The organism is Bradyrhizobium diazoefficiens, assembly GCF_016616885.1.
In the GTDB taxonomy this organism is placed as follows: Bacteria; Pseudomonadota; Alphaproteobacteria; order Rhizobiales; family Xanthobacteraceae; genus Bradyrhizobium; species Bradyrhizobium diazoefficiens_F.
The window spans coordinates 6,027,733-6,051,571 of sequence record NZ_CP067102.1 but is presented as its reverse complement, the minus strand read 5'-3'; the positions used below and the strand labels follow the sequence as shown (position 1 = coordinate 6,051,571).

The window sequence follows — 23,839 nt, the reverse complement described above, 5'->3', positions numbered from 1 at the left end:
CACATGAATAAGCCCGTCCTGCCGATGTCGTCATTGTCGCTCAAGCTGCCGAAGGCCGATCGCTCGATTGAGACCTACCGGCTCGCGGCCTCGCGCACCTTCCCCGCAAAGCTCGAGGGATCGCTGAACCGCATCGCCTTCTCGGCCGTGCATACGGTCGCCGATCCCTTTGCGGACAACGATCCCTGGCTTTCGGCCGCTGTCGACTGGGACAAGACCATCGCCTTTCGCGAGCATGTCTGGGACCTCGGCCTCGGCGTTGCGGAAGCCATGGACACCGCGCAGCGCGGCATGGGGCTGGACTGGCCGACCTCGCTGGAGCTGATCACGCGTTCGGTCGGAGCCGCGAAGCGGCGCAACGCGCTGGTGTTCTCCGGTGTCGGCACCGACCATCTCGCGGTCGAGGATGCCAAGAGCCTCGACGACGTGATCCGCGCCTACGAGGAGCAGATCTCGGCGGTCGAGAAGGTCGGCGGCCGCATCATTCTGATGGCGTCGCGCGCGCTGGCAAAACTCGGCCGCAACGCCGACGACTACGCCAAGGTCTACGACCGCGTGTTGTCGGGGGTAGCGCAGCCCGTGATCATCCACTGGCTCGGCGACATGTTCGATCCGGCGCTGGCGGGCTATTGGGGCACCAAGGATATCGACAAGGCGATGGATATTGCTGTCGCCATCATCAACGGCAACGCCGCCAAGGTCGACGGGGTCAAGGTTTCGCTGCTCGACAAGCAGCGCGAGATCGACATGCGCCGTCGTCTCGACAAGCGCATCAAGATGTACACCGGCGACGATTTCAACTATGCCGAACTGATCGCCGGCGACGAGCAGGGCTTTTCACATGCGCTGCTCGGCATTTTTGACGCGATCGCGCCGGCGGCGTCCTATGCGCTGTCGCGGCTCGCGGCCGGCGATGAGACCGGCTTCCACGAGGTACTCGGGCCGACCGTGCCGCTGTCGCGTCACATCTTCAAGGCGCCGACACGCTTCTACAAGACCGGCGTCGTCTTCATGGCGTATCTCAACGGCCACCAGGATCATTTCACCATGGTCGGCGGCCAGGAGAGCGCGCGCTCGATGCTGCATCTGGCCGAGCTGTTCCGGCTCGCCGATCAGGCCGGGCTGCTCGCCAATCCTGAACTGGCGACCCGGCGGATGAAGACGGTGCTCGCCTCGCACGGACTGGACGCCTGATGCGCGATTTCTTGTCCGACCATCGCTGGCTGTCGCTGAACACGGCGACAGTCCGCAAGCAGGGTGACCTCGTTCAGATCATTGATGCCTGCGCGAAACACGGCATCCGCGCCATCGATCCTTGGCGCGACCAGGTCGCGACCGTCGGTCTCGACCGCGCCGTGCGCGCCGTGCGCGATGCGGGGCTTGATCTTTCGGGCTATTGCCGTGGCGGCATGTTCACCTCGGACGCGGCGCGCCGGGGTGAGGTGCGCGACGACAACCGGCGCTGCGTCGACGAAGCCAAGGCGCTGGGCGCGCCCTGCATCGTGCTCGTCGTCGGCGGCCTGCCGCAATATTCGCGGCCGGGCAGCGAGGCGTCGAAGGATCTCGTGGCGGCGCGCGGGCAGGTCGAGGAAGCACTCGCCGACATGCTCGATTACGCCAAACAGGCAAAGCTGCCGTTGGCGATCGAGCCCTTGCATCCGGCTTACGCCGCTGACCGCGCCTGCGTGAACACCACAAAGCAGGCGCTCGACATCTGCGATCGGCTTGACCCCGGCCGCAGCGGCATGCTCGGCGTCGCGCTCGATGTCTATCACATCTGGTGGGATCCGGAGCTGATGGAGCAGATCGCCCGCGCCGGCAAGGACCGCCTGCTCGCCTTCCATGTCTGCGACTGGCTGGTGCCGACCAGGGACATCCTCAACGACCGCGGCATGATGGGCGACGGCGTCATCGACATCAAATCCGCGCGCGCTGCCGTCGAGGCGCAGGGTTATGCCGGCTATTGCGAGATCGAGATATTCTCCAATGACTGGTGGGGCAGGCCGATGGATGAGGTGCTGCAGACCTGCATCGCGCGTCACAGGACGGTGGTGTAGAGAGTGCGGATCCTACGGGCTTGCGACTTGTTGCCGCGTGCGCCTTCTCCTCGCTGCTCAGCGTGCATAGGCCTCGTCCAGGGCGCTCGACCAGCCACGACCCGTTGCTGAAGTTGCCCGTGCTGAGTTGGTCCGCTTTGCGCCAAAAGCTGCCGAATTGATCAGGTCGCCGTTTGATGACCTATTTTGAAATGATTGTCCTGAAGCTCAGCAAATCATGTTGCCGCTCGCGTCGATGTGGCAAGGACCGCGCCCAGCACTGCTGCAGAATTGCGGCTAAATGTCTCGCCCGGCTCTCGTCGTAGCAGCGGACGGCAATAGTTGCCGCGTCGCTGTCGCGACCGGAGTCATAAGCCGATTTTCTTGCCCCTCGTTTCATGCGAACTGACACGATTTCCTGCGTCAAATGACAGCGGGCGCGGGAATGAAAGGGTAGCTAGATAAGATCGAAGATGGGTTAGTGCCGAAGCGCGGAGCTTGTACCGTCGAAAGGCAGAGAGTGGTGGTTGTGCTAACCGTCCTTGCGCTTACGAAGTCGTGAATTGAATTTGCTATTCACCGGCTCATGCTTGTTTTCGAGCAGGTCGTTTCCTGTATGGCTTGAGAAATTTTTCAGAACCGAGCTGGCGCGGCCCTCAACATATTAGTCAGCCCTACCCTGACATCTTTCAGCGCGCTCTGCGGTAATCGCCGTGCTGCTGGTGCAGTCCACCATCGCTCATCGAAGTTCCGGCCCGGAACGCATCCGATCGCAAAGGCTCGTTTGTTCGCGAGGCACATCTAATCGGCGGAGTAGCGATCATTGACCTTTATCAAAAGATCAAAAAGTCAGTCATGGGGGGCGAACGTAGTCCAAGTTGTTGACGATGTCCGATTCACGATTTTTGATTTCGGAGGCAAGTTCCTGCCGAAGCATTAGCTATGCCGGGGATCTGGTCGCAATTGGAGCGATCTATTTCGCCCTGGCAAAAGGCGGCCTTGCCCTCGCCTCTATTCATCCCAGCGCAACGCCAATTTGGCCGCCGACGGGTGTCGCGCTGGCGGCCGTGTTGTTGCGGGGATATCGGATTTGGCCAGCAATTTTTACAGCGGCGATGGTCGCCAATGCCACGACGGCCGGCTCGGTTGCCACCTCAATGGGTATTGCAACCGGCAACTCTCTCGAAGCGGTTGTCGGCGCTTATCTCATCAATCGATGGTCGGGCGGCTGTAACACATTTTCAACGCCAAATTCCGTTGCAAAGTTTGCTCTGATTTGCGTCGTGATCGCGACACCGATCAGCGCAAGCATTGGACTAACCAGCCTGGCAACCGTCGGGTACATCGAACCCAAGAATTTTGCTGACGCCTGGATCACATGGTGGCTGGGAGATGCGACCGGCGCGCTGGTGATTACCCCGGTTATTGTGCTTTGGGCGGCAGGCCACCACTATGCTTTCAGCCGCAATGAGTTTTTGGAGACAGTCGGCGTGCTTGCAACAGCGGCGGTCGTTGGCCTCATTGCTTTCAGCCCCCTGATCGAGCAAACGCCAGGCCGAGATCCACTGGGTTTTCTTGCGATCTTGCCAATGTTATGGGCGGCACTGCGCCGCGGTCCGCGCGACACCGCAACGGTCGCGCTGGTACTTGCGGGCGCCACGATTTGGGGGACGCTCATGGGCGGCGGTCCCTTCACGAGCGGAGATCTCAACTCTTCATTCCTGCTGGTGTTGATGTTCTTGATCAGTATTACCGTTCCAAGCTTGTTGCTCAGCGCCGACGTCGAGGTACGCAAGAAAGCGGAGGAAAGTCTGCGCGGCGCGCAGATCGAACTTGAGCACAAGGTCGCAGAGCGTACGCAAGAATTGGAGCTCGCCAACGCCGCAAAATCGCGCTTTCTTGCCATGGCAAGCCATGATTTGCGGCAGCCATTACATGCACTGGGCTTGTTCGTTGCCCAGCTGCGCACGCCGCTCAATTCGGGGGAAAGGACAAAGACGATCGAACGGGTCGATGCAGCGCGCAAAGAAATGGATGAAATGTTCAATTCGCTCCTGGATATCTCCAGGCTCGATGCTGGGATGCTTACTCCGAAAATTACCGAATTCCCAATCGCGCGCCTGCTGCAAAAACTTGAGACGACCTTTAATCAGGCAACGCGAGAAAAAGGCATACAGCTACGCATTAGGCGAAGTAACGCCTGGGTGCGGAGTGACGCCATGCTGCTCGAACGCATACTGCTCAATCTGGTATCCAATGCCGTCCGCTATACGTTGTGGGGCGGGATCATCGTCGGATGCCGTCGGCGCGGCGAATCGTTGCGTATCGAAGTGTGGGATACCGGCCCCGGTATTCCTAAGGATCAGAAGCAGAACATCTTTGGCGAGTTCGTTCAAGTTCCCGCCCAAGAGCGGAACCGGTCCGGCGGCCTGGGGCTTGGCCTTGCCATTGTTGACAGGCTTCGCCTCCTTCTCAACCATCAAATCGACTTAGCTTCGCGTGTGGGCCGAGGTTCGCGCTTCGCGATCGAGCTTCCGATGGTCGATGAATGTGTCACGTCCACCGCACCCGTTGACTCCCCGTACAGCGGAGCTTTTTCGGCCGAAGGGAAACTCATTCTTGTTATTGCTGACGCTCCAATGGTGACGGAGGGAACGGGCGGATTGCTCAGCAATTGGGGATACTCCGTCCTTACCGCCGGATCCGACGAAGCTGCACTTATGCGAGTTGTTCAGCGCCAACAACCCCCCGATCTTATAATCTCGGACTATCATCTTGCGAGTGGAAAGACTGGAATCTGCGCAATTGAACAAATCAATGCGGCGTTTGGTTCCTCCATTCCAGCTATTCTGATCAGCGGCGATACGGCAGCTGAACCGTTGCGTGACGCTAACGCGAGAGGATACATTTTGCTGCACAAGCCTGTTGATCCAATGCGGCTCCGCGCTGTTATGCACGAACTCTTTAGGGATCATGGAGGATAGGAGAGACGCCGGAGCAATTTTATGGTTCAGATTTTGGCGGCAACTCCCAGCCCATTTTTCCTACCTTTATTATCGCCTCGGTGCGACTGGCTACACCGAGCGCCTTGAGAACGACCGTGATGTGGTTCTTCACTGTCGGTACTGCCATATTGAGTGTCTTGGCAATGACCTTGTTGCTTCTTCCCTTCATCAGGAGCGCAAGTACCTCAATCTGCCGATCGGTCAACCCGATACCCTTGAGCGAGTCGCGTGCCGCTGGCTTATCTGTAAGCCGAGGACTCCCCGTTTCCTCCAACATTTGTGAGGGAATGTAAACGCCGCCAGAGAACACCAACTTGATAGCGCTGAGTATAACCTCACGTTCGGTAGTTTTCGGGATGAAACCCAAAGCGCCAAGTTTGAAAGCGCGCTTGACTGTGTCTTGATCATCCGACGACGAGAGGATGACGATAGCAATGGTCGCATAGCGCTCACGCAGTTCGCGAAGAACAGAAAAACCATCTCGATCGGGCAAATTGATATCAAGCAGAATGAGGCTGATGTCCGGATGTTCCTCGACGATGCACATTGCCTGATGGCTGTTCGAAGCGTCAAGAACGACCGCTTCTCGGTTCAGTTGCTTCAGAACAGAGTGCAGGGCCTCGCGAATCAATGCGTGATCGTCGACAATCAGGACCTTCATAAAAAGCTCTCCGTCATCCTGCACGGAGATCCAATTTAAGAACCATACACCCACCTTCGGGCCTTTGGCGACACGAAGGTGGCCAAGGATTGGCTCTCGAACCGCCCATCCGCCATCCCTATCCCGACCAGCGGTTGACGGTCAGGCCACTCAAGATGGGAGCCGATGGGCGGTGTGCCACACAGTACAACAGCGAGAAAAGCGAGCGCGGACCACGAGGGTCCGCGCGAGTCGGCCTCTCCTTGGCCTATGCGCAATGGTGACATGCCTATGATGTGGCCTGAGCGACGTCAGATTGAAGCCGAGAGCTGTGCGGTACCTTGATCATAGGACCAAGGGATCTCCCAGTCCGGACCTCGGGCTGATTTACAAGCTGTGTCGGTTGAACGATGCTCCTCCACGAACAGCCTCACCGCCAAGAGCTACTGCCAAGCGCCACCTTATGATCGTTGTCGCAATTGGGGTCATGGCGGGGTTGGGCGTGAATCAGCTCTAGACTGCGGCGTTGTTAGGATTCCGCAGGGGGTAGGATGTTTTTCGCGGCATTGGCTTTCCCAGCAGGTTCAGAGGGGATTGCAAAAATGACCAGAATTGCTGCTGCTATTGTCGGCGCTGCTACCGCTGGCGGGCTTCTCATCACGCTTGCACCGAATTTCAGCGCCGATTTTAATCTCGCCGATTTTGCTCTCGCGGTTATCGCGTGCTTTTCATAGCGTAGAGAGCTCGCCTTCTGTCCCTCTTGATCGTTCGTCTTGAAGAGTGCTTGCGCGCCGGACGAGGCAACCAGATGCATGATCGAACTGCCACCCCGAAGCCATTGGTAAGCGCGCTGCCGGAGCTAAAAGGTTCCGGCCGCGATCTGCGAATTGACGCCTGCCGCGGCATCGCGCTCTGGTGCATCTTTCTCGACCATGTTCCCAACAACATCGGAAGTTGGCTGACGCTGCGGAACTACGGCTTCAGCGATGCCGCGGAAGTGTTCATGTTCGTCTCGGGTGTGACCTGCGCACTGGCCTACGGCAAGGTATGGCGCTGCGAGGGCTGGACCGGCCTGATCAGGCGGACGCTGCGGCGAAGCTGGGATATTTATGCCGCATTTCTGCTGCTCACGCTCTCCTGTGCGATCCTGGTTTACCTCGCAGGCGGGGACCGTCTTGCTGACGAGAGCAATACGCGCATTCTATTGAACCAGCCAGGCGCGACGCTCATGCACGCGGCAATCCTGCAATACTGTCCGGTAAACACCGACGTGTTGCCGATCTTCGTGCTTCTTCATCTCTTATTCGCGCCGCTGCTGTGGCTGCTGCTGCGAGTGCCGAACGTGATGCTCGGCGCCTCGCTGGCGCTTTATACCCTGGTGCATGTATTCGGCTGGGTGATACCCGCGTGGCCGAGCGGCCACTGGGCCTTCAATCCCATAGCCTGGCAGTTGCTTGTTGTACTTGGCGCGTGGTCGACGATCGAAGGCGAGAGAGCGCGGCCATGGGTGACGTCACGCACGGCGCTTGTGCCCGCCGCTCTCTATCTGGTGTTCAGCCTAATCATCGCATTGAGCTGGAGGACCAAACTATTGGACGGAATAATCCCACAGGCGCTGCTGAAACTGTTTTATCCCATGGATAAATCAAATCTCGACCCATTCAGGCTGCTGCATTTTTTGGCCCTTGCGGTTTTGGCGGTATGGCTCGTGCCTCCCAATCAGCGAGGGCTGACGGCGACAGTGATGCGCGGTGCGATTCTCTGTGGCAAGAACTCGTTGCCGATCTACTGCCTCGGCGTTCTGCTTACGCTCGCCAGCGTCCTGGCGCTGCTCGATGTTTCGGAAGGGCTGGCGATGCAGATCGCGCTCAGCGTTGCTGGCGTCCTGATGATGATCGTGGCGGCGACGCTGCTGAACTTGATCAAGAGCAAACCGAGTCAGCAGCTGACCGTCGCAGCGTCTATGAGTGCGCGCGCCGAGCAGGAAGGCTGGGGCGCCGTCGGCTGGCGCGCCTGGAGTCGTTTCGCCGGGGGCCACGCGAATTCGGATGGACCGGCGGCCAGAACCTTGCCCAAAGCCGATGTCCAGACTTGGATGAGGATTGTCAGCTTGCGAGATGGGTTCGCTGTGCCGCCAACAGGCCGCCTACAACAGCATGAACAAATGGAAGCTGCTCGCAGAAGCAGAATACTGGGATCATCTGGCCGATCTTGAGTTGTCTTCTCACTTCCAACAATGCAACGCCGCTGGCTCGAATGAGATAGAGCAGCCTGAACCGATCACAAACACAGATGATGCTGAGCGGAAGACGATTTCCGCGTGAGGTCAGAACGAAGCTGTCGTTGCGTTCCGTGCCGCTGTACTCTCACAGAGAGAGCCGCGGGGATATAGATGATGTCGTCGAGCTGTGAAGCAGGACGATTGCGCACCCCGCATCATTCGGCCGCGGCGCAAATTGCAACGACAGAAGGCGGCGCAGCCGCTACGGGCCTGCGACCTGTTGCAGCGTGTTGAACCGTGCCTTCTGCTCGCTGCTTAGCGTGGCATAGAACTCGTCCAGCGCGGGCTCGACCAGCTTGGCGGCCGTCAACATGGCCTCGAGCCGGTGCTGCATCGCTTCCAGCCGCCCGACCGGCGTCAGCGGTATATCGTTCGGGCAAGCCGCCTGGAGGCCTTCAACGCCCTTGGCTGTTGCTTCACTGAGGCGGTCGAGCGCATCCTTCTGCTTGCCGGCGGGGTGGAGCACGGCCTCGATCCTTTGGATCGGCAACTGGGTCAGGCCGGATTTCGGATCGCCGCAGCTCTCGGCGCCCGCTTGCTGCTGCTGCGAGCGGTCGCCGACATTGGGGCCGAGCGCGTTGAAGCGGGCCTGCTGCTCGTCACTCAGCGAGTTGTAGAAATTCTCCAGTGCCGGTCGCACGATCTTGACCGCTTCCAGCGTCGCGTTGATGCGGTTCGCCATTGCCCGCAAGCGGCCAGGCGGGGTGAGTGCGTAGGTCTCCGCGCAGGAGTCCTTGAACATATCGGCAGCCCTGGCTGCCGCTGTCTTCAACTCGTCGAGCAGCGCACGTTGCTCCGGCGTCGGCCGCACCGCTTGCGTGATATCGGCAAGCGGCCAGGCGGTGACGCCCTTGTCCGGTGTGCTGCACAATTGCTGTAGCGTTTGCGGGCTCACGCTGGCGCGCTGGCGCACGCGGGAGCCGCCGCCGGCTTGCGGATAGTCATACGGGTTGATGCTGGCATAGGCCGAATAGGGGCTGTCACTCCCCCAGAACACGGTGTCGACGAAGTCGTCATACGCGTACGCCCAATAGCCGGGCTCGTAAGCATAGGACCAGAACGTGTAGTTGAAAATGTCGGAATAGGCGTAGGGCCAGAACACGGGCCCAAGCCACGCCACGAACACCGCGGGATGGCGGTGTCGCCAGGCCTGCCGGGGCGCCCAGCCGCTCTGGCGGGTGGTGAGCGCCGCTTGGGCTTGCGCAGCGGCCTGCCCGCGGAAGCGCTCGGCAAATCGCCCGCGCTCGGCGGCCTGCGCAGCCGCCGCAGTAGCTGGCGTGCGCCCGGCCGGAGCCTGTAGTCCAAGCCGCTGCTGGCGCGTCAGATCGCTTTGCTGCGCACGCTGCTCACGCTGAAGCAAGCGGTTCTGCGTCTGCAACGTCCGTTGCTGCTGGCGCAACGCCCGGGCGCCTTCCGGTTTCTGCGACTGGAGTTGCTGCACACGCTGCTGCAAGCGATCGATGCGGGTCTGGCGCTCCGTCGTCTGGCGCGACAGCATCTCGCGCTGCCGCTGCTGCACCATCTGCTGGCGCTGCTGGACTTGCTGCTGGCGCTGTTGCGCGCGCTGTTCGATCTGATCCCGCCGCGACAGCTGCTCGCGCGCAGCCGGCGGTGCGCTGGGGTGCGAGGGGGCGGCGATGTGCGGCATCGGCCGGGGTGCCATGGCCGGGCGGTGCGGTGCTGCCGGCCCCGGGTGGAATTCAGGCCGCGGCGCTGCCACATGCGGGGCCGCCCGCGGCGGCGGGGCAGCGAAATGTGGGGTCGGGCGCGGTGGCGGTGAGGCGATATGCGGCGCCGGATGTGGCGCCATGGCCGGTCGCTGAGGCATGGCCGGGGGATGGAATGCCGGTGCGGCGGGACGTGCCATGGCTGGCGGTGCCGTCGGACGAGCCATAGCCGGTGGTGCTGCTGGCCGGGCGGCCGGCGCTGCGGCTGGACCGGGTGGTCCGCCCCTTCCGTGTCCCTGGCCGGGTCCTTGGGCGAACGCGCCGACGCTCGTCGCCAGCATCGAGACACCGACCAAAACAGCCGTCAAGCAAACGCCACGCGGAAGCATGATTGTAGCTCCCAGCTCGTAATCGCCCACGATGTTCAACGCACAGGTGGCGGAATCGTTCGTTGCAGGTCACGGCCGACATTGCGATCTTCCGTCGCAGCCCAGCCTCACGAGAAATCCTGCGTCAGGGTCGTGGCGAACCGCTCGAGCGCCCAGTCGACCTGGTCGCTGGTGATCACCAGCGGCGGGGCGATGCGGATCGTGTGCTCATGGGTATCCTTGGCCAGGATGCCCTTGGCCTGGAGCGCCTCGCAGTAGCGCCGTGCGCGGCCGGCTTCAGGATGCAGCTCGACCGCCAGCATCAAGCCGCGCCCACGCACGTCGCGGATCGTGTTGGCGCGGATGTCTTTCAGGCCTTCCAGAAAGCGCGCGCCCTGCCTGGCCGCGTTTTCGATCATGCCTTCCTCGACCAGCACGCGCATGGCGGCGCGCGCTACCGCGCAGGCAAGCGGATTGCCGCCGAAGGTTGAGCCATGCTGCCCGGGCTTCAGTGTGCCGAGCACTTCGTTGTTCGAGAGCACGGCCGACACCGGATAGAAGCCGCCGGACAAGGCCTTGCCGAGCAGCGTCACGTCCGCCTCGACTCCCTCATGGTGCTCGGCCAGCAGCTTGCCGGTGCGGCCGAGCCCGGTCTGGATCTCGTCGAGCACCAGCATCACGTTGTTGGCCGTGCAGAGCTCCCGCACTTTGGTGAAATAGCCGGCCGGGGGAATGATGACACCGGCCTCGCCCTGGATCGGCTCGACCAGAAAGGCGACGGTGTTTGGCGTGATCGCCGCCTCCAGGGCAGCGGCATCGCCGAACGGGATGATCTTGAAGCCCGCCGCGAACGGCCCAAAGTGCTTGCGGGTCTCAGGGTCGGTAGAAAAGCCGACGACGCCCAGCGTGCGTCCGTGGAAATTATCGGCGCAGACGATGATCTCGGCCTGGCCGTCCGGCACGCCTTTCACCTCATAGCCCCATTTGCGCACCGACTTGATCGCGCTTTCGACCGCCTCGGCGCCGCTGTTCATCGGCAGCACCTTGTGGGAGCCGGTCAGCGCCGCGATCTCTTCGTAGAAGGGGGCGAGCTGGTCGTTGTGGAAGGCGCGCGAAGTCAGCGTCAGCCGGTGGGCCTGCTCCACCATCGCCGCCAGGATCTTGGGGTGGCAGTGGCCCTGGCTGACCGCGGAATAGGCGGAGAGGCAATCGAGATAACGGTTGCCTTCGGTATCCCAGACCCAGACACCTTCGCCGCGCGACAGGACGACCCCGATCGGCTCGTAATTGTGGGTGCCAAGGCGCCTTTCCGTTGCGAGGAAATCAATGACCGACGAGCCCATCTTCGTCACTCCATTGCTGCGCGCCGGCTTCGACCGGCTGCGCTCAACTTGATGTGGGTATCAGCCGGGACGTCCGGAAGCCTTCATGCGCTCGATGATGGGACGCAGCCTGATTTGCTCGAAATTTCAGATGGTTCTGCGAAGCCACAGGTCATCCTTCGCCGACCCGTGCTCTACTGTGCATGGGGTTGTTTTCGCAGTTTTGTTTTTGCCCCCTCACCCGATCGCGCAGGGCACGCTCAAAAAGCCGCGAAACCGCACGCGGCCGCCGCGCACGGGCTGGCCGCTCACGGCATAGTTCGGGAAGCGCGCCAGGAAACGCGAGATCGCAATTGCGCCTTCGAGCCGCGCCAGCGCCATGCCTGCGCATTGATGCGCGCCGGTGGCGAAAGCCAGATGCCGGTTCGGCGTGCGCGCGACGTCGAAGCGTTCAGGGTCGGGGAACTGCGCAGGGTCGCGGTTGGCCGCACCGATGCACAGCGTCACCGACGTGCCGGCCTCGAGCATGACGCCGCCAAGTTCGACCGGTTCGGTCGTCATGCGGTTGCCGAGCTGGTTCGAGCTCTCGTAGCGCAGGATCTCCTCGACGGCCGTCCTGATCAGGTCCGGATTGTCGATCAGCCGCTGCTTCTGGTCCGGATTCCGATGCAGCGCGACGAGGCCGTTGCCGATCAGATTGGTCGTGGTTTCGTGGCCGGCATTGAGCAGGAAGATGCAATTGTGCAGCAGCTCCTTCTCGGTCAGCCGCTCACCGTTGTCTTCACCCTGGATCAGGCGCGTCAGCACGTCGCGCTCGGGATTGCCCGGCTTTCGACGCCGGCGCGCGACCAGCGTCTCGAGATAGGCCAGGAAATCCGTCACCGCCTTGTTGCCGCGCGCGGCGACCTCAGACGATACCACGGGCTCGAGCGCGCCAAGGATCGCCAGAGACCAGTCGCGCAACGGCGCGCGCTCCTCGTGGGGAACGTCGAGCAGATTGCCGATCACCTCGATCGGAATCGAAGCTGCAAAATCCTCGATCAGCTCGCAATCGCCCTTGGCGGCGATGGCGTCGAGCAGGCCGTCGACCAGCTTGGCGATGTCAGGCTCCATGCCTGCGATCGCGCGCGGCGACAGCGCGCCCATGATCAGGCGCCGCACGCGGGTGTGGGCGGGCGGATCGTTGAAGACGAGGCTGGTGGTGTGGTGCTCGTAGAGCGGGGTGTCGCCATATTTCGGGGCGAACTCGCGCTTCTTGTCCGAGCTGAACGACTTCGTGTTTTTGTAGGTGGTGACGAGGTCGTCGTAGCGGGTCAGAAACACGGTGCCGCTGGGCAGGCGCTTGACCGGCTCGTTCTCCCGCAGTGCACGGTAAGTCGGGTAGGGATCGCCGTAGAATTCGCTCGTCAGCTTCGCCAGATCGAAATTGGCCGCCAATTCTTTCGCATCTGCGTTCATGCGCCATACTCACCGGTTGAGACCGATATGCCGTTTTCGCTGTTTCGAGCCGTGCTGATCACCGTCTACAGTCTCGCCGTGATTTGCTAGCCGACCGGACAGGAAAATGCACGCCCGCGCTGACGCTTCCGACACGGCCCCGAACTGGCCGGACGATATTTTCGCGACCTTGCAGCGCTTCGACGTCAGGCAGGTGCCTTACGTGCCCGATGCCGGCCATTCGAAGCTGATCCAGCGCGTGCTGGCTTCATCGACGATGCGCGGCATTCCGCTGACGACGGAGGAGGAGGGCGTGGGGCTGCTCGCCGGCGCCTGGACCGGCGGCCAGCGCGGCGTGCTGCTGATGCAGTCGAGCGGCGTCGGCAATTGCGTCAACATGCTGTCGCTGATCCCGATCCTGCGCTTTCCGTTCCTCACGCTCGTGACCATGCGCGGCGAGTGGGGCGAGTTCAATCCGTGGCAGGTGCCGATGGGCTCGACCACGCAGGGCGTGTTCGAACTGTCCGGCATCAAGGTGCTGCGCGCCTCGAACGCAACCGAGGTGCCGGCGGTGTTGGAGGCGGCCGCGGCGCAAGCCTACAACGCGCTGACGCCCACCGCCGTCCTGTTGTCGCAGCGCCTGATCGGCGCCAAGGTTTTCACCAAATGAGCAAGGCCAATCTCCTCGACCGCCGCCAGGTGGTTTCCGCGCTCCTTGCGGACCGCAAGGACGTGGTTGCGATCGGCGGCCTCGGTGCCTCCACCAACGACATCACCGCTGCCGGCGACCACGCCCGCAACTTTTATCTCTGGGGCGGCATGGGCGGCGCTGCGATGATCGGATTGGGCTTGGCGCTGGCGCAGCCAAAACTGCCCGTGCTGGTGATCACCGGGGACGGCGAGATGCTGATGGGCATAGGCAGCCTCGCCACCATCGGCCTGCAGAAGCCGTCCAACCTCTCGATCGCGGTGCTCGACAACGAGGCCTATGGCGAGACCGGCGGTCAGATCAGCCACACCTCGGCCGCGGCCGATCTCGTCGGCATCGCCAGGGCCTGTGGCATCGCCGACAGCCGCGCGATCTCGACCATGGCCGACGTGGAAGCCTTCGCCAAAGCCGTCCACGACCTCTCGGCCGGGCCGCGCTTTGCCAATGTGAAGATCGACAGCGCCAGCGTCGAGCGGATCTTGCCGAGCCGGGATGGGACCTACATCGTCAACCGGATCCGCGGCGACCTCGGCTTCCAGCCGATCTGACAACGCCGGTTCCTGACGCCCTGACCGGGCCCTCGGGAATCTGTGGCCAATTTCCAACAAGTCGGCACCCATCTAGGTTGCGTCGCACCATTTAGCTTGACTTTGGCGTGGGTGAGTGCTTACTCACTAGCATGAGCTCATTGCGTATGACGAGCGACCTGAGGCGTCAATTGATCCTCGGAGCCGCGAAACGCTGCTTCGCCCGGCACGGCTATACCGGCACCACGACCAAGAGCGTGGCGGCCGCTGCTGCCATTTCCGAGGCACTGCTGTTCAAGCATTTCCCGTCCAAGGCGGCGCTCTACGCCGAGATCCTCAGCGACGAGTGCGAGGCGGACCCGGCCTTTATGGAGCTGCTCGAGCGGGAGCCGTCCACGGCCACCCTGGTCGAACTGATCCGCGGCATGGTCCAGCATTTCCTCGAGATCGCCGATGGCCCCGACCAGGAGGAGGCCCAGCGCGTGCGACTGATGGCCACCAGTCATCTGGATGACGGCGAGTTCGCTCGTTTGCTATATGCCAAGATCGAGACACTGATCGGAGCGATCTTCGTCGGCTCGCTGGAACGCGCGGTCGCCGCCGGCGATGCGCGGCCGTGCGGCATCGAACCGCTCAACCTGTTCTGGTTTGCGCATCACACGATGATGACCGCTGCGCTGACCAGGCTGCCCTCCGTGCCCTGTCTCGCTTATGGCAGGGCGAACGATCTGGAGCGGCAGCTCTGTGAGTTTCTCCTGAGAGGCATCGGACTTAACGACGCCGCAATTGCTTCGCATCTGGGCCGCGATCAGGCCGTGGGTGCCGGCAAGACGGCGATTGCAGAAAGTGCATGACATGAACATCGTAGCCGAACACAAGATTTCGGGCGAACCGATCGACAGCAAGGCTCCCAAGCGTCCGGTCCGGCCGGTGCTCTGGTTCATCATCGTCGGCGTGCTGCTAGGCGCGCTCGCCGGGGGCCTCGTCTGGTTCAATTATTTCCGTGGCCAGATGATCAAGCAGTTCTTCGCCAACAACAAGCCGCCGCCGACCTTGGTCAGCGCAGCCGAGGCGAAGTCCGAGGTGGTGCCGAACCTGCTGACCGCGGTCGGCAGCCTTGTTGCCGTACACCAGGTTGACGTCAGCGCCGACGTCAACGGCCGCGTCACCGAGATCAAGTTCGAGCCGGGCGCGCATGTCGAGGCCGGCATGCCGCTGGTGCAACTGTTCGACATGCCGGAGCAGGGCGACCTCGCCAACTACAAGGCGCAGGCGACCGTCGCGCAGCTGTCGCTCGACCGTGCCAAGCAGCTGGCTTCGCGCCAGTTCGGTCCGCAAGCGACCGTCGATTCCGCGCAGGCCGCTTACGACCAGGCGATGGCCGGCATCGCCAAGACCGAAGCGCTGATCTCGCAGAAGCTGGTGCGTGCTCCGTTCTCGGGCGATCTCGGCGTCCGTAAGGTTGAAGTCGGACAGTATCTCACGGCAGGCACCGCGATCGTTTCGCTGACCGATCTGTCGGAACTGTGGGCGAACTTCACGGTGACCGAAAAGGACTCGGGCAATCTCAAGGTCGGCCAGCCGGTCCGGCTGAAGGTCGATGCCTATCCGGGCCGGACCTTCGACGCAAAGATCACCACGATCGAGCCGCAGATCGCCACCGACACCCGCAACATCCGGGTGCAGGCGACGGTGGCCAATCCGGAGAAGATCCTGAAGCCAGGCATGTTCGTGACCACCACTGTGGTGCTGCCGGACAAGCCGGCGGTGGTCACCGTGCCCGAGACCGCCGTCGACTACACGCTGTACGGCGACTCCGTGTTTGTGATCACCGAGAAAAAGGGAGAGGACGGCAAGACCAGCCTGAGCGCGGTGCGCACGTTCGTGCAGACCGGCAACCGGGTCGAGGGTCGTGCTGAAATCGTCAAAGGCTTGAAGCCGGGCGACAAGGTTGTCGCCGTCGGTCAGCTCAAGCTGCAATCGGGCTCGGCGGTGTCGATTTCAACGGATGCGGCTCCGGCTATCCCGGCGCAACCGCCACGCTACTGACAATGCGCTCGCATGATCCGGCAGGGCCGGATCATGCTTCATAAGCCCAAGAAATCGAGATCGAATAGAGATCGCTGCGATGGCCTTTACCGATATTTTCATCAAACGCCCGGTTCTGTCGGTCGTCGTCAGCCTGCTGATCCTGCTGATCGGTCTGCGCGCGGCGACGACGCTGCCAATCCGGCAATATCCAAAACTGTCGAACACGGTCATCAACATCACGACCGTCTATCCCGGCGCGTCCGCCGACCTGATCCAAGGCTTTATTACCACGCCGATCGAGCAGGCGGTCGCCTCCGCCGACGGCGTCGACTACATGACCTCGTCCTCGGTGCTCGGCACCTCGACGATCCAGGTCTACATCAAGCTGAACTTCGATCCGAACCAGGCGCTGACCGAGGTGCTGGCCAAGACGAACTCGGTCAAATATCTGATCCCGAAGGAATCAAACGACCCGATCGTCACCAAGACCACGGGCCAGACCACGGCGGTAATGTATCTCGGCTTCTCGTCCGACGAGCTGTCAGGCTCGGCGATCTCCGATTACCTGACGCGCGTGGTGCAGCCGGTGCTGTCGACCGTCGACGGCGTCGCGTCCGCCGACATTCTCGGCGCCCAGAATTTTGCGATGCGGCTGTGGCTCGATCCGGTGAAGATGGCGGGCCGCAATGTGTCGCCAGCGGACGTTGCCTCCGCGATCGCCGCCAACAACTTCCAGTCCGCGGCGGGCCAGACCAAGGGCTATCTGATCGTCTCGAACATCTCGACAAACACGGGCCTGACCGACGTCAACCAGTTCAAGAAGATGATCGTCAAGGCCAAGGACGGCGGCTTCGTGCGGATGGAGGACATCGCATCCGTCGAGCTTGCCGCGCAGACCACCGATGCGAGCGTGGCCTTCAACGGCGAGCACGCGATCTTCATCGGTGTGCAGGCGACTCCGCAAGGCAACCCGCTGACGCTGGTCAAGGGCGTGCGCGCGCTGTTCCCGGAGCTGGAGCGTAACCTGCCGCCGTCGATGAAGATGAAAGTCGCCTACGATTCGACCAAGTTCATTCAGTCGTCGATCGACGAGGTCGAGAAGACGCTGGGCGAAGCCATCTTGATCGTCATTGTGGTGATTTTCCTGTTCCTGGCATCGTTCCGCTCCGTCATCATTCCGGTTGTCACGATTCCGCTGTCGATGATCGGCGTCTGCACGCTGATGCTGATGTTGGGCTTCAGCTTCAACTTGCTGACGCTGCTGGCCATGGTGCTCGCGATCGGCCTTGTGGTCGACGACGCCATCGTGGTGGTGGAGAACATCCACCGCCATCTGGAGGAGGGCAAGACACCGGTGCAAGCGTCGCTGCAAGGCGCGCGCGAAATCGTCGGTCCGGTCGTCTCGATGACCATCACGCTCGCCGCCGTGTACGCCCCGATCGGCTTCCTCGGAGGATTGACTGGCTCGCTGTTTCGCGAATTCGCCTTCACTCTGGCGGGCTCCGTGATCGTATCAGGCGTCATCGCGCTGACGCTGTCGCCGATGATGTGCTCGGTGCTCCTCAAGAACACCGAAGAGGGCCGTTTCGCCAAGCTGGTGAACCGCGTATTCGGTGCCGTAACCCGTTGGTACGGCCGCAGGCTTGACCGCTCGCTCGACTACAAGGCAATCACCGGCCTGTTCGCCGTGACGATCCTCGGGCTTGTCGGCTTCCTTTACATGCACACCTCGAAGGAGCTGGCGCCCGAGGAAGACCAGGGCATCGTCTTCGCAGTGACCAAGGCGCCGAAATACGCCAACATCGACTATATCGATTTCTACGGCGAGAAGCTCGACAAGGAGTTCCAGAAATTCCCCGAGACCGATCTTCGTTTCGTGTTGAACGGCATCAACGGGCCGCAGGGCGGTATCGCCGGTATGCTGCTAAGGCCCTGGGACGAACGGAAGCGCTCGTCGATCGCGCTGAAGCCGCTGGTTCAGGCCGAGCTCTCCAAGATCGAGGGCGTGCAGGCTTTCGCCTTCAATCTGCCGCCGCTGCCGGGCGGACCGGGTGGTCTGCCGGTGCAGATGGTGATCAACTCGACCGCGGGCTTCCAGGCCGTCTACGAGCAGATGGAGAAGTTGAAGGACGCCGCGCGCAAGAGCGGCATGTTCATCGTCTCCGACAGTGATCTCAACTATAACCAGCCCACGGTGACGGTGAAGATCGATCGCAGCAAGGCCCAGGATCTCGGCGTCAACATGCAGAATCTCGGCAGTGCGCTCGCGGTACTGCTGGGCGGCAACTACATCAACCGCTTCAATCTCGAAGGCCGCTCCTACCAGGTGATCCCGCAGGTGCCGCGGAGCCAGCGGCTCTCGCCGGAATCGCTCGGCGGCTACTACGTGTCGACCAACACCGGCCAGCAGCTTCCGTTGTCGACGGTGGTGTCGATCGAGACCAGGACCGATCCGAACTCGCTGACGCATTACAATCAGCTCAATTCGGCGACCTTCTCGGCCGTGCCGATGCCCGGCGTGACTGTCGGCGCCGCGGTCGATTTCCTCGAAGGTGAGGCCAAGAAGTTGCCGCAGGGCTTCAGCCACGACTATCTCGCGGATAGCCGGCAGTACGTGCAGGAAGGCAATCAGCTCGCGATCACCTTCGGTTTCGCGCTGATCATCATCTTCCTGGTGCTTGCGGCGCAGTTCGAGAGCTTGCGTGACCCGCTGGTGATCATGATCTCGGTGCCGATGGCGATCGTCGGCGCGCTTATCCCGCTGTTCTTCGGCGTGGCGACCATGAATATCTACACCCAGGTCGGTCTACTCACCCTGGTTGGCCTGATCACCAAGCACGGCATCCTGATGGTGGAGTTCGCCAACGAGCTTCAGATTAACGAGCGGCTCGACCGCCGCTCGGCCATCGAAATGGCGGCGCGTATTCGCCTCCGTCCAATCTTGATGACGACGGCTGCGATGGTCACTGGCTTGATCCCCCTGCTGACGGCAACCGGCGCCGGTGCGGCCAGCCGCTTCTCGATCGGCCTCGTGGTCGTTGCGGGCATGTCGATCGGCACGCTGTTCACGCTGTTCGTGCTGCCGGCGGTCTATGTCGTGCTGGCGACCGACCATCGCGCGGCGGCCGATTCCGAGCGTAACAAGCAGGTCAACGAGGTCGATCTCGGCTCCAAGGTGCTGCGGCCGACCTGACCAAGGCCCGATTTGGGTGCGAAGCGGCAACAGCCATCGCTGTTGCCGCTTTTTTTTTGTCGTGCGACATCTCGTAATGTGATCGCTGTAGCGCCGTGATTGTGCGCTCGAGGCGGGTTGTCGGACGAAGAGGCGCGAATTTCTGGCAGTGCTTGGCGGGGCGGCATTGGTGCGCCCGGGCATGGCGCCGGCCGATACGCCAGGCCGCATCTATCGCCTGCGTACGGTGACGCCGATCGCGCCGGTAACGGCGGAGAGCCGGGGCGAAGACGGCGAAGGCGACAGGACTTGAAATTCCCCCGACCATGCTGGCACTTGCCGACGAGGTGATCGAGTAACCTTGTGCGCTGGGGCGAGAGACAAGGTCCGGCCTTCTTGCTAGGCTTGGGGGAATGAGCATTTCCGTCCATCCCGACACCCCGCAAACCAGGTCGCTACCGCGCGCGGCCGCGGGCGGCGTCGCGTCCGGAGAGGCGAGGCGAGGGATCAGGACGCGGCTATTCACCAAATATGTCGCGCTGTTCGTGGCCGTGGTCGCCGTCGCCCTGCTGGCCAATGGCCTGTTCGAGGTCTTGTTCTACTATCGCGAGCACAAGGCCTCGCTGATCCGGGTCCAGCACGAGCAGGCCGAGGCCGCCGCCGCCAAGATCGGCCAGTTCGTCAAGGAGATCGAAAGCCAGCTCGGCTGGACCACGCAACTGCCGTGGTCGGCGGGCTCGATCGAGCCGCGCCGGTTCGACGCGCTGCGGCTCTTGCGTCAAGTGCCGGCGATCACCGAACTCGCCCAGGTCGATGCGACCGGCAGAGAGCGGTTACGCGTTTCGCGCCTGGCGATGGACGCGATCGACAGCGGCATCGATCTGTCGGACGATCCAAAATTCACGCAGGCGGTCGCACACAAGGTCTTTTACGGACCGGTCTATTTCCGCAGGGATTCCGAGCCCTACATGACGCTGGCGCAGGCCGGCGCCCGCAAGGATGCCGGCGTCAGCATTGCAGAGGTCAATCTCAAGCTGATCTGGGACGTCGTGTCCCAGATCAAGGTCGGCGAGCACGGACATGCCTATGTGGTCGGCCCGGAGGGCCGCCTGATCGCGCATCCCGATATCAGCCTGGTTTTGCGCAACACCGACCTGTCGGGACTGGCGCACGTGCGCGCCGCGCTCGCCAGCGGCGGCGTCATGCCGGACGCCCTGCAGGAAGCGACCAACATCCAGGGGCAGAAGGTTTTGACGGCGTCAGCGCCGATCGCTCCGCTCGGCTGGACCATGTTCGTCGAGCTGCCGGTCGAGGAGGCCTATGCGGCGCTCTATGCTTCGCTGGAACGGCTCGCGATCGTGCTGCTCGCGGCCTCGATCTTCGCGGTGCTCGCTGGAATATTCCTCGCGCGGCGCATGGTCGGCCCGATCCAGGCGCTGCGCAGCGGCGCCGAGCGGATCGGCGGAGGTGATTTCTCGCAGCGGATCTCGATCAAGACCGGCGACGAGCTCGAGGAGCTCGCGGACCGGTTCAACCACATGGGCGAGCGTCTGCGGGAATCCTATGCCGATTTGGAGAGGAAGGTCTCGGTACGTACGGCTGAATTGAGGGAGTCGCTGGAGCAGCAGACAGCGACGTCGGAGGTGCTACAGGTGATTAGTTCGTCTCCGGGCGAACTCACGCCGGTGTTCCACAAATTGCTCGAGAATGCCACGCGCGTCTGTGGCGCAAGTTTCGGGATCATGAACCTGTGGAACGGCGAAAGCTTCACCATTGCAGCTGACTACAACGTGCCGCCTGCGTTCGCCGCTTCGCGACGGGATGTGGCGATCCATCCTCATCCGGAGAGTGCGCTCGCCGCCGTTGTCAGGACAAATCAGGTCGTTCACGTTCACGATGTGCAGAACACGCCTGCCTATATTGCAGGAGGACCAAGCATTCGCGGAATCTCCGATGTGGCCGGCGCCCGCACGATCGTCGTCGTGCCGATGCTGAGGGAGAACGAGCTGATTGGCACGATCGCGGTCTATCGCAAGGAAGTCCGTCCGTTTACCGACAAGCAAATCTCCGTCGTCGAGAATTTTACGAAGCAAGCCGTCATCGCCATTGAGAACGCGCGGCTGCTGAATGAGTTGCGCAAACGCACGATGGAGCTCTCGAAGTCCCTTGATGAGTTGCGCGCGGCTCAAGGCCGCCTGATCCAGACCGAGAAGCTGGCCTCGCTCGGCCAGCTCACCGCTGGGATCGCCCACGAGATCAAGAACCCGCTCAACTTCGTCAATAATTTCTCGTCGATCTCGGCGGAGCTGATCGACGAGCTCAACGAGGTCCTGCAAACGGCATCGCTTGACGGCAAGACGAAGGACGAGGTGGCTGAGCTGACCGGCATGCTCAGGGGCAATCTCGAGAAGGTCGCGCAGCACGGCAAGCGCGCCGATTCCATCGTCAGGAACATGCTGCTGCACTCGCGCGAGGGCTCCAGCGAGCATCGCCCAGCCGACATCAACGCGATCGTCGAGGAGAGCCTTAATCTCGCCTATCACGGCGCGCGCGCCGAACGGCCGTCGTTCAACGTGACACTCCAGCGCGGCCTCGATCCGACCGCCGGGATGGCCGACGTCTATCCGCAGGAGATCGCCCGCGTCTTCCTCAATTTGATCTCGAACGGCTTCTATGCTGCGCTTAAGCGCAAGGACAGCGCCGCCGATGGATTCGAACCGACCGTGAGCGCCACGACGAAGAATCTCGGCGGCAAGGTCGAAATCCGGATTCGCGACAACGGCACGGGCATTCCGCCGGACGTGAAGGAGAAGATGTTCAATCCCTTCTTCACCACCAAGCCGGCCGGCGAGGGCACCGGGCTTGGTCTGTCCATGAGCCATGACATCGTCGTGAAACAGCACGGCGGCACGATCGACGTGAACACCGAGCCCGGTGTCTTCACCGAATTCATCATCACCCTGCCGCGCGTCATCGCGGCAGGCGATACTTCCGGAGGCAAGACGTGAACGTTTACATCCTGGTCGTCGATGACGAGCCCGATGTCGAGGCGCTGTTCCGGCAGCAATTCAGGCGCGACCTGCGCGCCGGCCGTTTCCAGATGGAGTTCGCACCCTCGGCGTCCGAAGCGCTGAAGCTCGCGGCCGAGGTTCGCGACCCCTCGTTGATCCTGATCCTGTCTGACATCAACATGCCCGGCATGAGCGGGCTCGACATGCTGCCCAAGGTGCGCGCCGAGCATCCGCATGTTCCGGTCATCATGATCACGGCGTACGGCGATGCCGAGACGCGTCGCAAGGCGATCGAGCGTGGCGCCATTGGGCTGCTCACCAAGCCGATCGATTTTGCGCTGCTGCGCCAGCAGATCGACACGAGGCTCGAGCAGGCGGCATGACTTCGACCATCCTCTTCGTCGACGATGAGCCCGATCTCGAGGCACTGATCCTGCAAAAATTCCGCAGGCAGATCCGCGACGGGATCGTTGCCATCATGTTCGCGCGCGACGGCTTGGAGGCGCTGGAATCGCTTGAGCAGAACCCGCACGTCGACATGGTGGTCTCCGACATCAACATGCCCAGAATGGACGGGTTGTCGCTGTTGCAGAAGCTGCAGGAAGCCGAGGACAAGAAGTCGACCATCATCGTTTCGGCCTATGGCGACATGAGCAATATCCGCACCGCCATGAACCGTGGGGCGTTCGACTTCCTGACCAAGCCGATCGACTTCGCCGACCTGGAAACCACAATCGAGAAGACCCTTCGCCACATCGGGATGTTGCGCGAGGTGAGGCGCCGTCAGGCTGAGGCCGAGCGGGCCCACGCCGCATTGTCGCGCCACTTCTCGCCAGAGCTTGCCAAGCGTCTGGCGGCGGGCGGCGAGGGTGAGGGGATCGAGGTGCAGTGGCGCGATGTCGCGACCATTTTCACCGATATCACCGGCTTCACCTCGCTGGTCGAGACCGCGCCGCCCGAGACGCTGGGCGCGCTCCTCAACGAATATGTGGGCGGGATGACCGAAGTCGTCTTTGCACATGAGGGAACGGTCGCAAAAATTATCGGCGACGCGATCCAGGTGCTGTTCAATGCGCCCGGCGATCAGCCGGACTATGCGACGCGTGCGGTCGCATGCGCCCATGATCTGGATGCCTGGGCACAGGATTTTTGCGCGCGCCAAAGTGATCGAGGCGTGGATTTCGGAGCCACCCGCATCGGCATTCACGCCGGGTCCGCGCTGGTCGGCAATTTCGGCGGCAATCGCTTCTTCGACTACACCGCGTATGGGGACACCATCAACATCGCCGCGCGGCTGGAAGCTGCGAACAAGCAGCTGGGCACGCGTATCTGTGTCAGCTCGGGTGTCGCCGAGGCAGCCAGGAATTTTCAGGGGCGTCCCGTCGGCGATCTGATGCTGCGCGGGCGTAGCGAGCCGCTGCGCGCGTTCGAGCCGCTGCCGCGTGAAAGATTCGAGGCGCCCGAGACGGCGCTGTATTCCGAGGCCTTTGCCAGGATGGAAGCCGGTGACGCCGCGGCCATGCCGGCCTTTGCCGCGCTGGTCAGCATGCACGCGGACGATCCTCTCGCCGGATTTCACTTGAGGCGCCTGCTCAACGGCGGCAAGGGCATCCGCATTCAATTGGATTAGGAG

18 protein-coding genes are annotated in these 23,839 nt (G+C 62.2%); 14 read left to right on the top strand and 4 right to left on the bottom strand.

Features of this window, described 5'->3' with window-relative positions:
• Positions 1–3: 3 nt before the first annotated feature.
• The 3 genes from JJC00_RS28150 (at position 4) to JJC00_RS28140 (ending at position 5,020) form a co-directional block, all read left to right on the top strand.
• Positions 4–1,194, top strand: coding sequence for a dihydrodipicolinate synthase family protein (locus JJC00_RS28150; RefSeq protein WP_200469106.1), 1,191 nt, complete (start codon positions 4–6; stop codon positions 1,192–1,194).
• The gene (locus tag JJC00_RS28145; RefSeq protein ID WP_200469105.1) at positions 1,194–2,057 is read left to right on the top strand and encodes a sugar phosphate isomerase/epimerase family protein; all 864 of its coding nucleotides are present in this window, start codon (positions 1,194–1,196) and stop codon (positions 2,055–2,057) included. Before JJC00_RS28150 ends, JJC00_RS28145 begins: the two co-directional genes overlap by 1 nt.
• Before the next feature lie 866 nt (positions 2,058–2,923).
• Positions 2,924–5,020, top strand: a complete 2,097-nt coding sequence (locus tag JJC00_RS28140; RefSeq protein WP_200469104.1) for an MASE1 domain-containing protein — start codon at positions 2,924–2,926, stop codon at positions 5,018–5,020.
• Positions 5,021–5,039: 19 nt separating this feature from the next.
• Here the strand turns inward: JJC00_RS28140 and JJC00_RS28135 are convergent, their stop codons facing one another.
• A complete protein-coding gene (locus JJC00_RS28135; RefSeq protein WP_200469103.1) occupies positions 5,040–5,702 on the bottom strand; it encodes a response regulator in 663 nt (220 codons plus the stop codon).
• A 530-nt stretch (positions 5,703–6,232) separates the two neighbouring features.
• Between JJC00_RS28135 and JJC00_RS28130 the strand changes: the two genes are divergently transcribed.
• Together JJC00_RS28130 and JJC00_RS28125 are read left to right on the top strand one after the other, a co-directional pair.
• A complete protein-coding gene (locus JJC00_RS28130) occupies positions 6,233–6,415 on the top strand; it encodes a hypothetical protein (RefSeq protein ID WP_200469102.1) in 183 nt (60 codons plus the stop codon).
• Positions 6,416–6,489: 74 nt separating this feature from the next.
• Positions 6,490–7,896 carry an OpgC domain-containing protein gene (locus tag JJC00_RS28125; protein WP_200469101.1) on the top strand — a complete coding sequence of 469 codons (1,407 nt, stop codon included), beginning with the start codon at positions 6,490–6,492 and terminating at the stop codon, positions 7,894–7,896.
• Between the two features lie 268 nt (positions 7,897–8,164).
• Here the strand turns inward: JJC00_RS28125 and JJC00_RS28120 are convergent, their stop codons facing one another.
• The 3 genes from JJC00_RS28120 to JJC00_RS28110 form a co-directional block, all read right to left on the bottom strand.
• A complete protein-coding gene (locus JJC00_RS28120; protein WP_246773948.1) occupies positions 8,165–9,610 on the bottom strand; it encodes a Spy/CpxP family protein refolding chaperone in 1,446 nt (481 codons plus the stop codon).
• A 515-nt stretch (positions 9,611–10,125) separates the two neighbouring features.
• Positions 10,126–11,340 carry an ornithine--oxo-acid transaminase gene (rocD, locus tag JJC00_RS28115; protein WP_200469099.1) on the bottom strand — a complete coding sequence of 405 codons (1,215 nt, stop codon included), beginning with the start codon at positions 11,338–11,340 and terminating at the stop codon, positions 10,126–10,128.
• A gap of 216 nt (positions 11,341–11,556) precedes the next feature.
• Positions 11,557–12,777, bottom strand: coding sequence for a cytochrome P450 (locus JJC00_RS28110; RefSeq protein ID WP_200469098.1), 1,221 nt, complete (start codon positions 12,775–12,777; stop codon positions 11,557–11,559).
• Between the two features lie 106 nt (positions 12,778–12,883).
• Between JJC00_RS28110 and JJC00_RS28105 the strand changes: the two genes are divergently transcribed.
• The 9 genes from JJC00_RS28105 (at position 12,884) to JJC00_RS28070 (ending at position 23,836) form a co-directional block, all read left to right on the top strand.
• Positions 12,884–13,426, top strand: coding sequence for a phosphonopyruvate decarboxylase (locus JJC00_RS28105; RefSeq protein ID WP_200469097.1), 543 nt, complete (start codon positions 12,884–12,886; stop codon positions 13,424–13,426).
• Positions 13,423–14,013 carry a thiamine pyrophosphate-dependent enzyme gene (locus JJC00_RS28100; protein ID WP_200469096.1) on the top strand — a complete coding sequence of 197 codons (591 nt, stop codon included), beginning with the start codon at positions 13,423–13,425 and terminating at the stop codon, positions 14,011–14,013. Before JJC00_RS28105 ends, JJC00_RS28100 begins: the two co-directional genes overlap by 4 nt.
• A 131-nt stretch (positions 14,014–14,144) precedes the next feature.
• Positions 14,145–14,846: a TetR/AcrR family transcriptional regulator gene (locus tag JJC00_RS28095; protein WP_200469095.1), complete on the top strand. Its 702-nt coding sequence runs from the start codon at positions 14,145–14,147 to the stop codon at positions 14,844–14,846.
• 1 nt (position 14,847) lies between these two features.
• Complete coding sequence (locus JJC00_RS28090; RefSeq protein WP_200469094.1) at positions 14,848–16,041, top strand: efflux RND transporter periplasmic adaptor subunit; 1,194 nt, start codon at positions 14,848–14,850, stop codon at positions 16,039–16,041.
• A gap of 79 nt (positions 16,042–16,120) precedes the next feature.
• Complete coding sequence (locus JJC00_RS28085) at positions 16,121–19,216, top strand: MexW/MexI family multidrug efflux RND transporter permease subunit (RefSeq protein ID WP_200469093.1); 3,096 nt, start codon at positions 16,121–16,123, stop codon at positions 19,214–19,216.
• Between the two features lie 169 nt (positions 19,217–19,385).
• On the top strand, positions 19,386–19,508 hold the full coding sequence (locus tag JJC00_RS38645; protein ID WP_283816676.1) for a hypothetical protein: 123 nt from the start codon (positions 19,386–19,388) through the stop codon (positions 19,506–19,508).
• A gap of 100 nt (positions 19,509–19,608) precedes the next feature.
• Positions 19,609–22,203, top strand: coding sequence for an ATP-binding protein (locus JJC00_RS28080; RefSeq protein ID WP_200469092.1), 2,595 nt, complete (start codon positions 19,609–19,611; stop codon positions 22,201–22,203).
• A complete protein-coding gene (locus tag JJC00_RS28075) occupies positions 22,200–22,589 on the top strand; it encodes a response regulator (RefSeq protein ID WP_200469091.1) in 390 nt (129 codons plus the stop codon). The genes JJC00_RS28080 and JJC00_RS28075 overlap by 4 nt, the downstream gene beginning before the upstream one ends.
• Positions 22,586–23,836: an adenylate/guanylate cyclase domain-containing protein gene (locus JJC00_RS28070; RefSeq protein WP_200469090.1), complete on the top strand. Its 1,251-nt coding sequence runs from the start codon at positions 22,586–22,588 to the stop codon at positions 23,834–23,836. The genes JJC00_RS28075 and JJC00_RS28070 overlap by 4 nt, the downstream gene beginning before the upstream one ends.
• Positions 23,837–23,839 lie beyond the last annotated feature (3 nt).

Coding starts and splice junctions, on each gene's coding strand:
- JJC00_RS28150 (WP_200469106.1), top strand. CDS start 4: ATGAATAAGCCCGTCCTGCCGATGTCGTCATTGTCGCTCAAGCTGCCG.
- JJC00_RS28145 (WP_200469105.1), top strand. CDS start 1,194: ATGCGCGATTTCTTGTCCGACCATCGCTGGCTGTCGCTGAACACGGCG.
- JJC00_RS28140 (WP_200469104.1), top strand. CDS start 2,924: ATGTCCGATTCACGATTTTTGATTTCGGAGGCAAGTTCCTGCCGAAGC.
- JJC00_RS28135 (WP_200469103.1), bottom strand. CDS start 5,702: ATGAAGGTCCTGATTGTCGACGATCACGCATTGATTCGCGAGGCCCTG.
- JJC00_RS28130 (WP_200469102.1), top strand. CDS start 6,233: ATGTTTTTCGCGGCATTGGCTTTCCCAGCAGGTTCAGAGGGGATTGCA.
- JJC00_RS28125 (WP_200469101.1), top strand. CDS start 6,490: ATGCATGATCGAACTGCCACCCCGAAGCCATTGGTAAGCGCGCTGCCG.
- JJC00_RS28120 (WP_246773948.1), bottom strand. CDS start 9,610: ATGCCGCACATCGCCGCCCCCTCGCACCCCAGCGCACCGCCGGCTGCG.
- rocD (WP_200469099.1), bottom strand. CDS start 11,340: ATGGGCTCGTCGGTCATTGATTTCCTCGCAACGGAAAGGCGCCTTGGC.
- JJC00_RS28110 (WP_200469098.1), bottom strand. CDS start 12,777: ATGAACGCAGATGCGAAAGAATTGGCGGCCAATTTCGATCTGGCGAAG.
- JJC00_RS28105 (WP_200469097.1), top strand. CDS start 12,884: ATGCACGCCCGCGCTGACGCTTCCGACACGGCCCCGAACTGGCCGGAC.
- JJC00_RS28100 (WP_200469096.1), top strand. CDS start 13,423: ATGAGCAAGGCCAATCTCCTCGACCGCCGCCAGGTGGTTTCCGCGCTC.
- JJC00_RS28095 (WP_200469095.1), top strand. CDS start 14,145: ATGAGCTCATTGCGTATGACGAGCGACCTGAGGCGTCAATTGATCCTC.
- JJC00_RS28090 (WP_200469094.1), top strand. CDS start 14,848: ATGAACATCGTAGCCGAACACAAGATTTCGGGCGAACCGATCGACAGC.
- JJC00_RS28085 (WP_200469093.1), top strand. CDS start 16,121: ATGGCCTTTACCGATATTTTCATCAAACGCCCGGTTCTGTCGGTCGTC.
- JJC00_RS28080 (WP_200469092.1), top strand. CDS start 19,609: ATGAGCATTTCCGTCCATCCCGACACCCCGCAAACCAGGTCGCTACCG.
- JJC00_RS28070 (WP_200469090.1), top strand. CDS start 22,586: ATGACTTCGACCATCCTCTTCGTCGACGATGAGCCCGATCTCGAGGCA.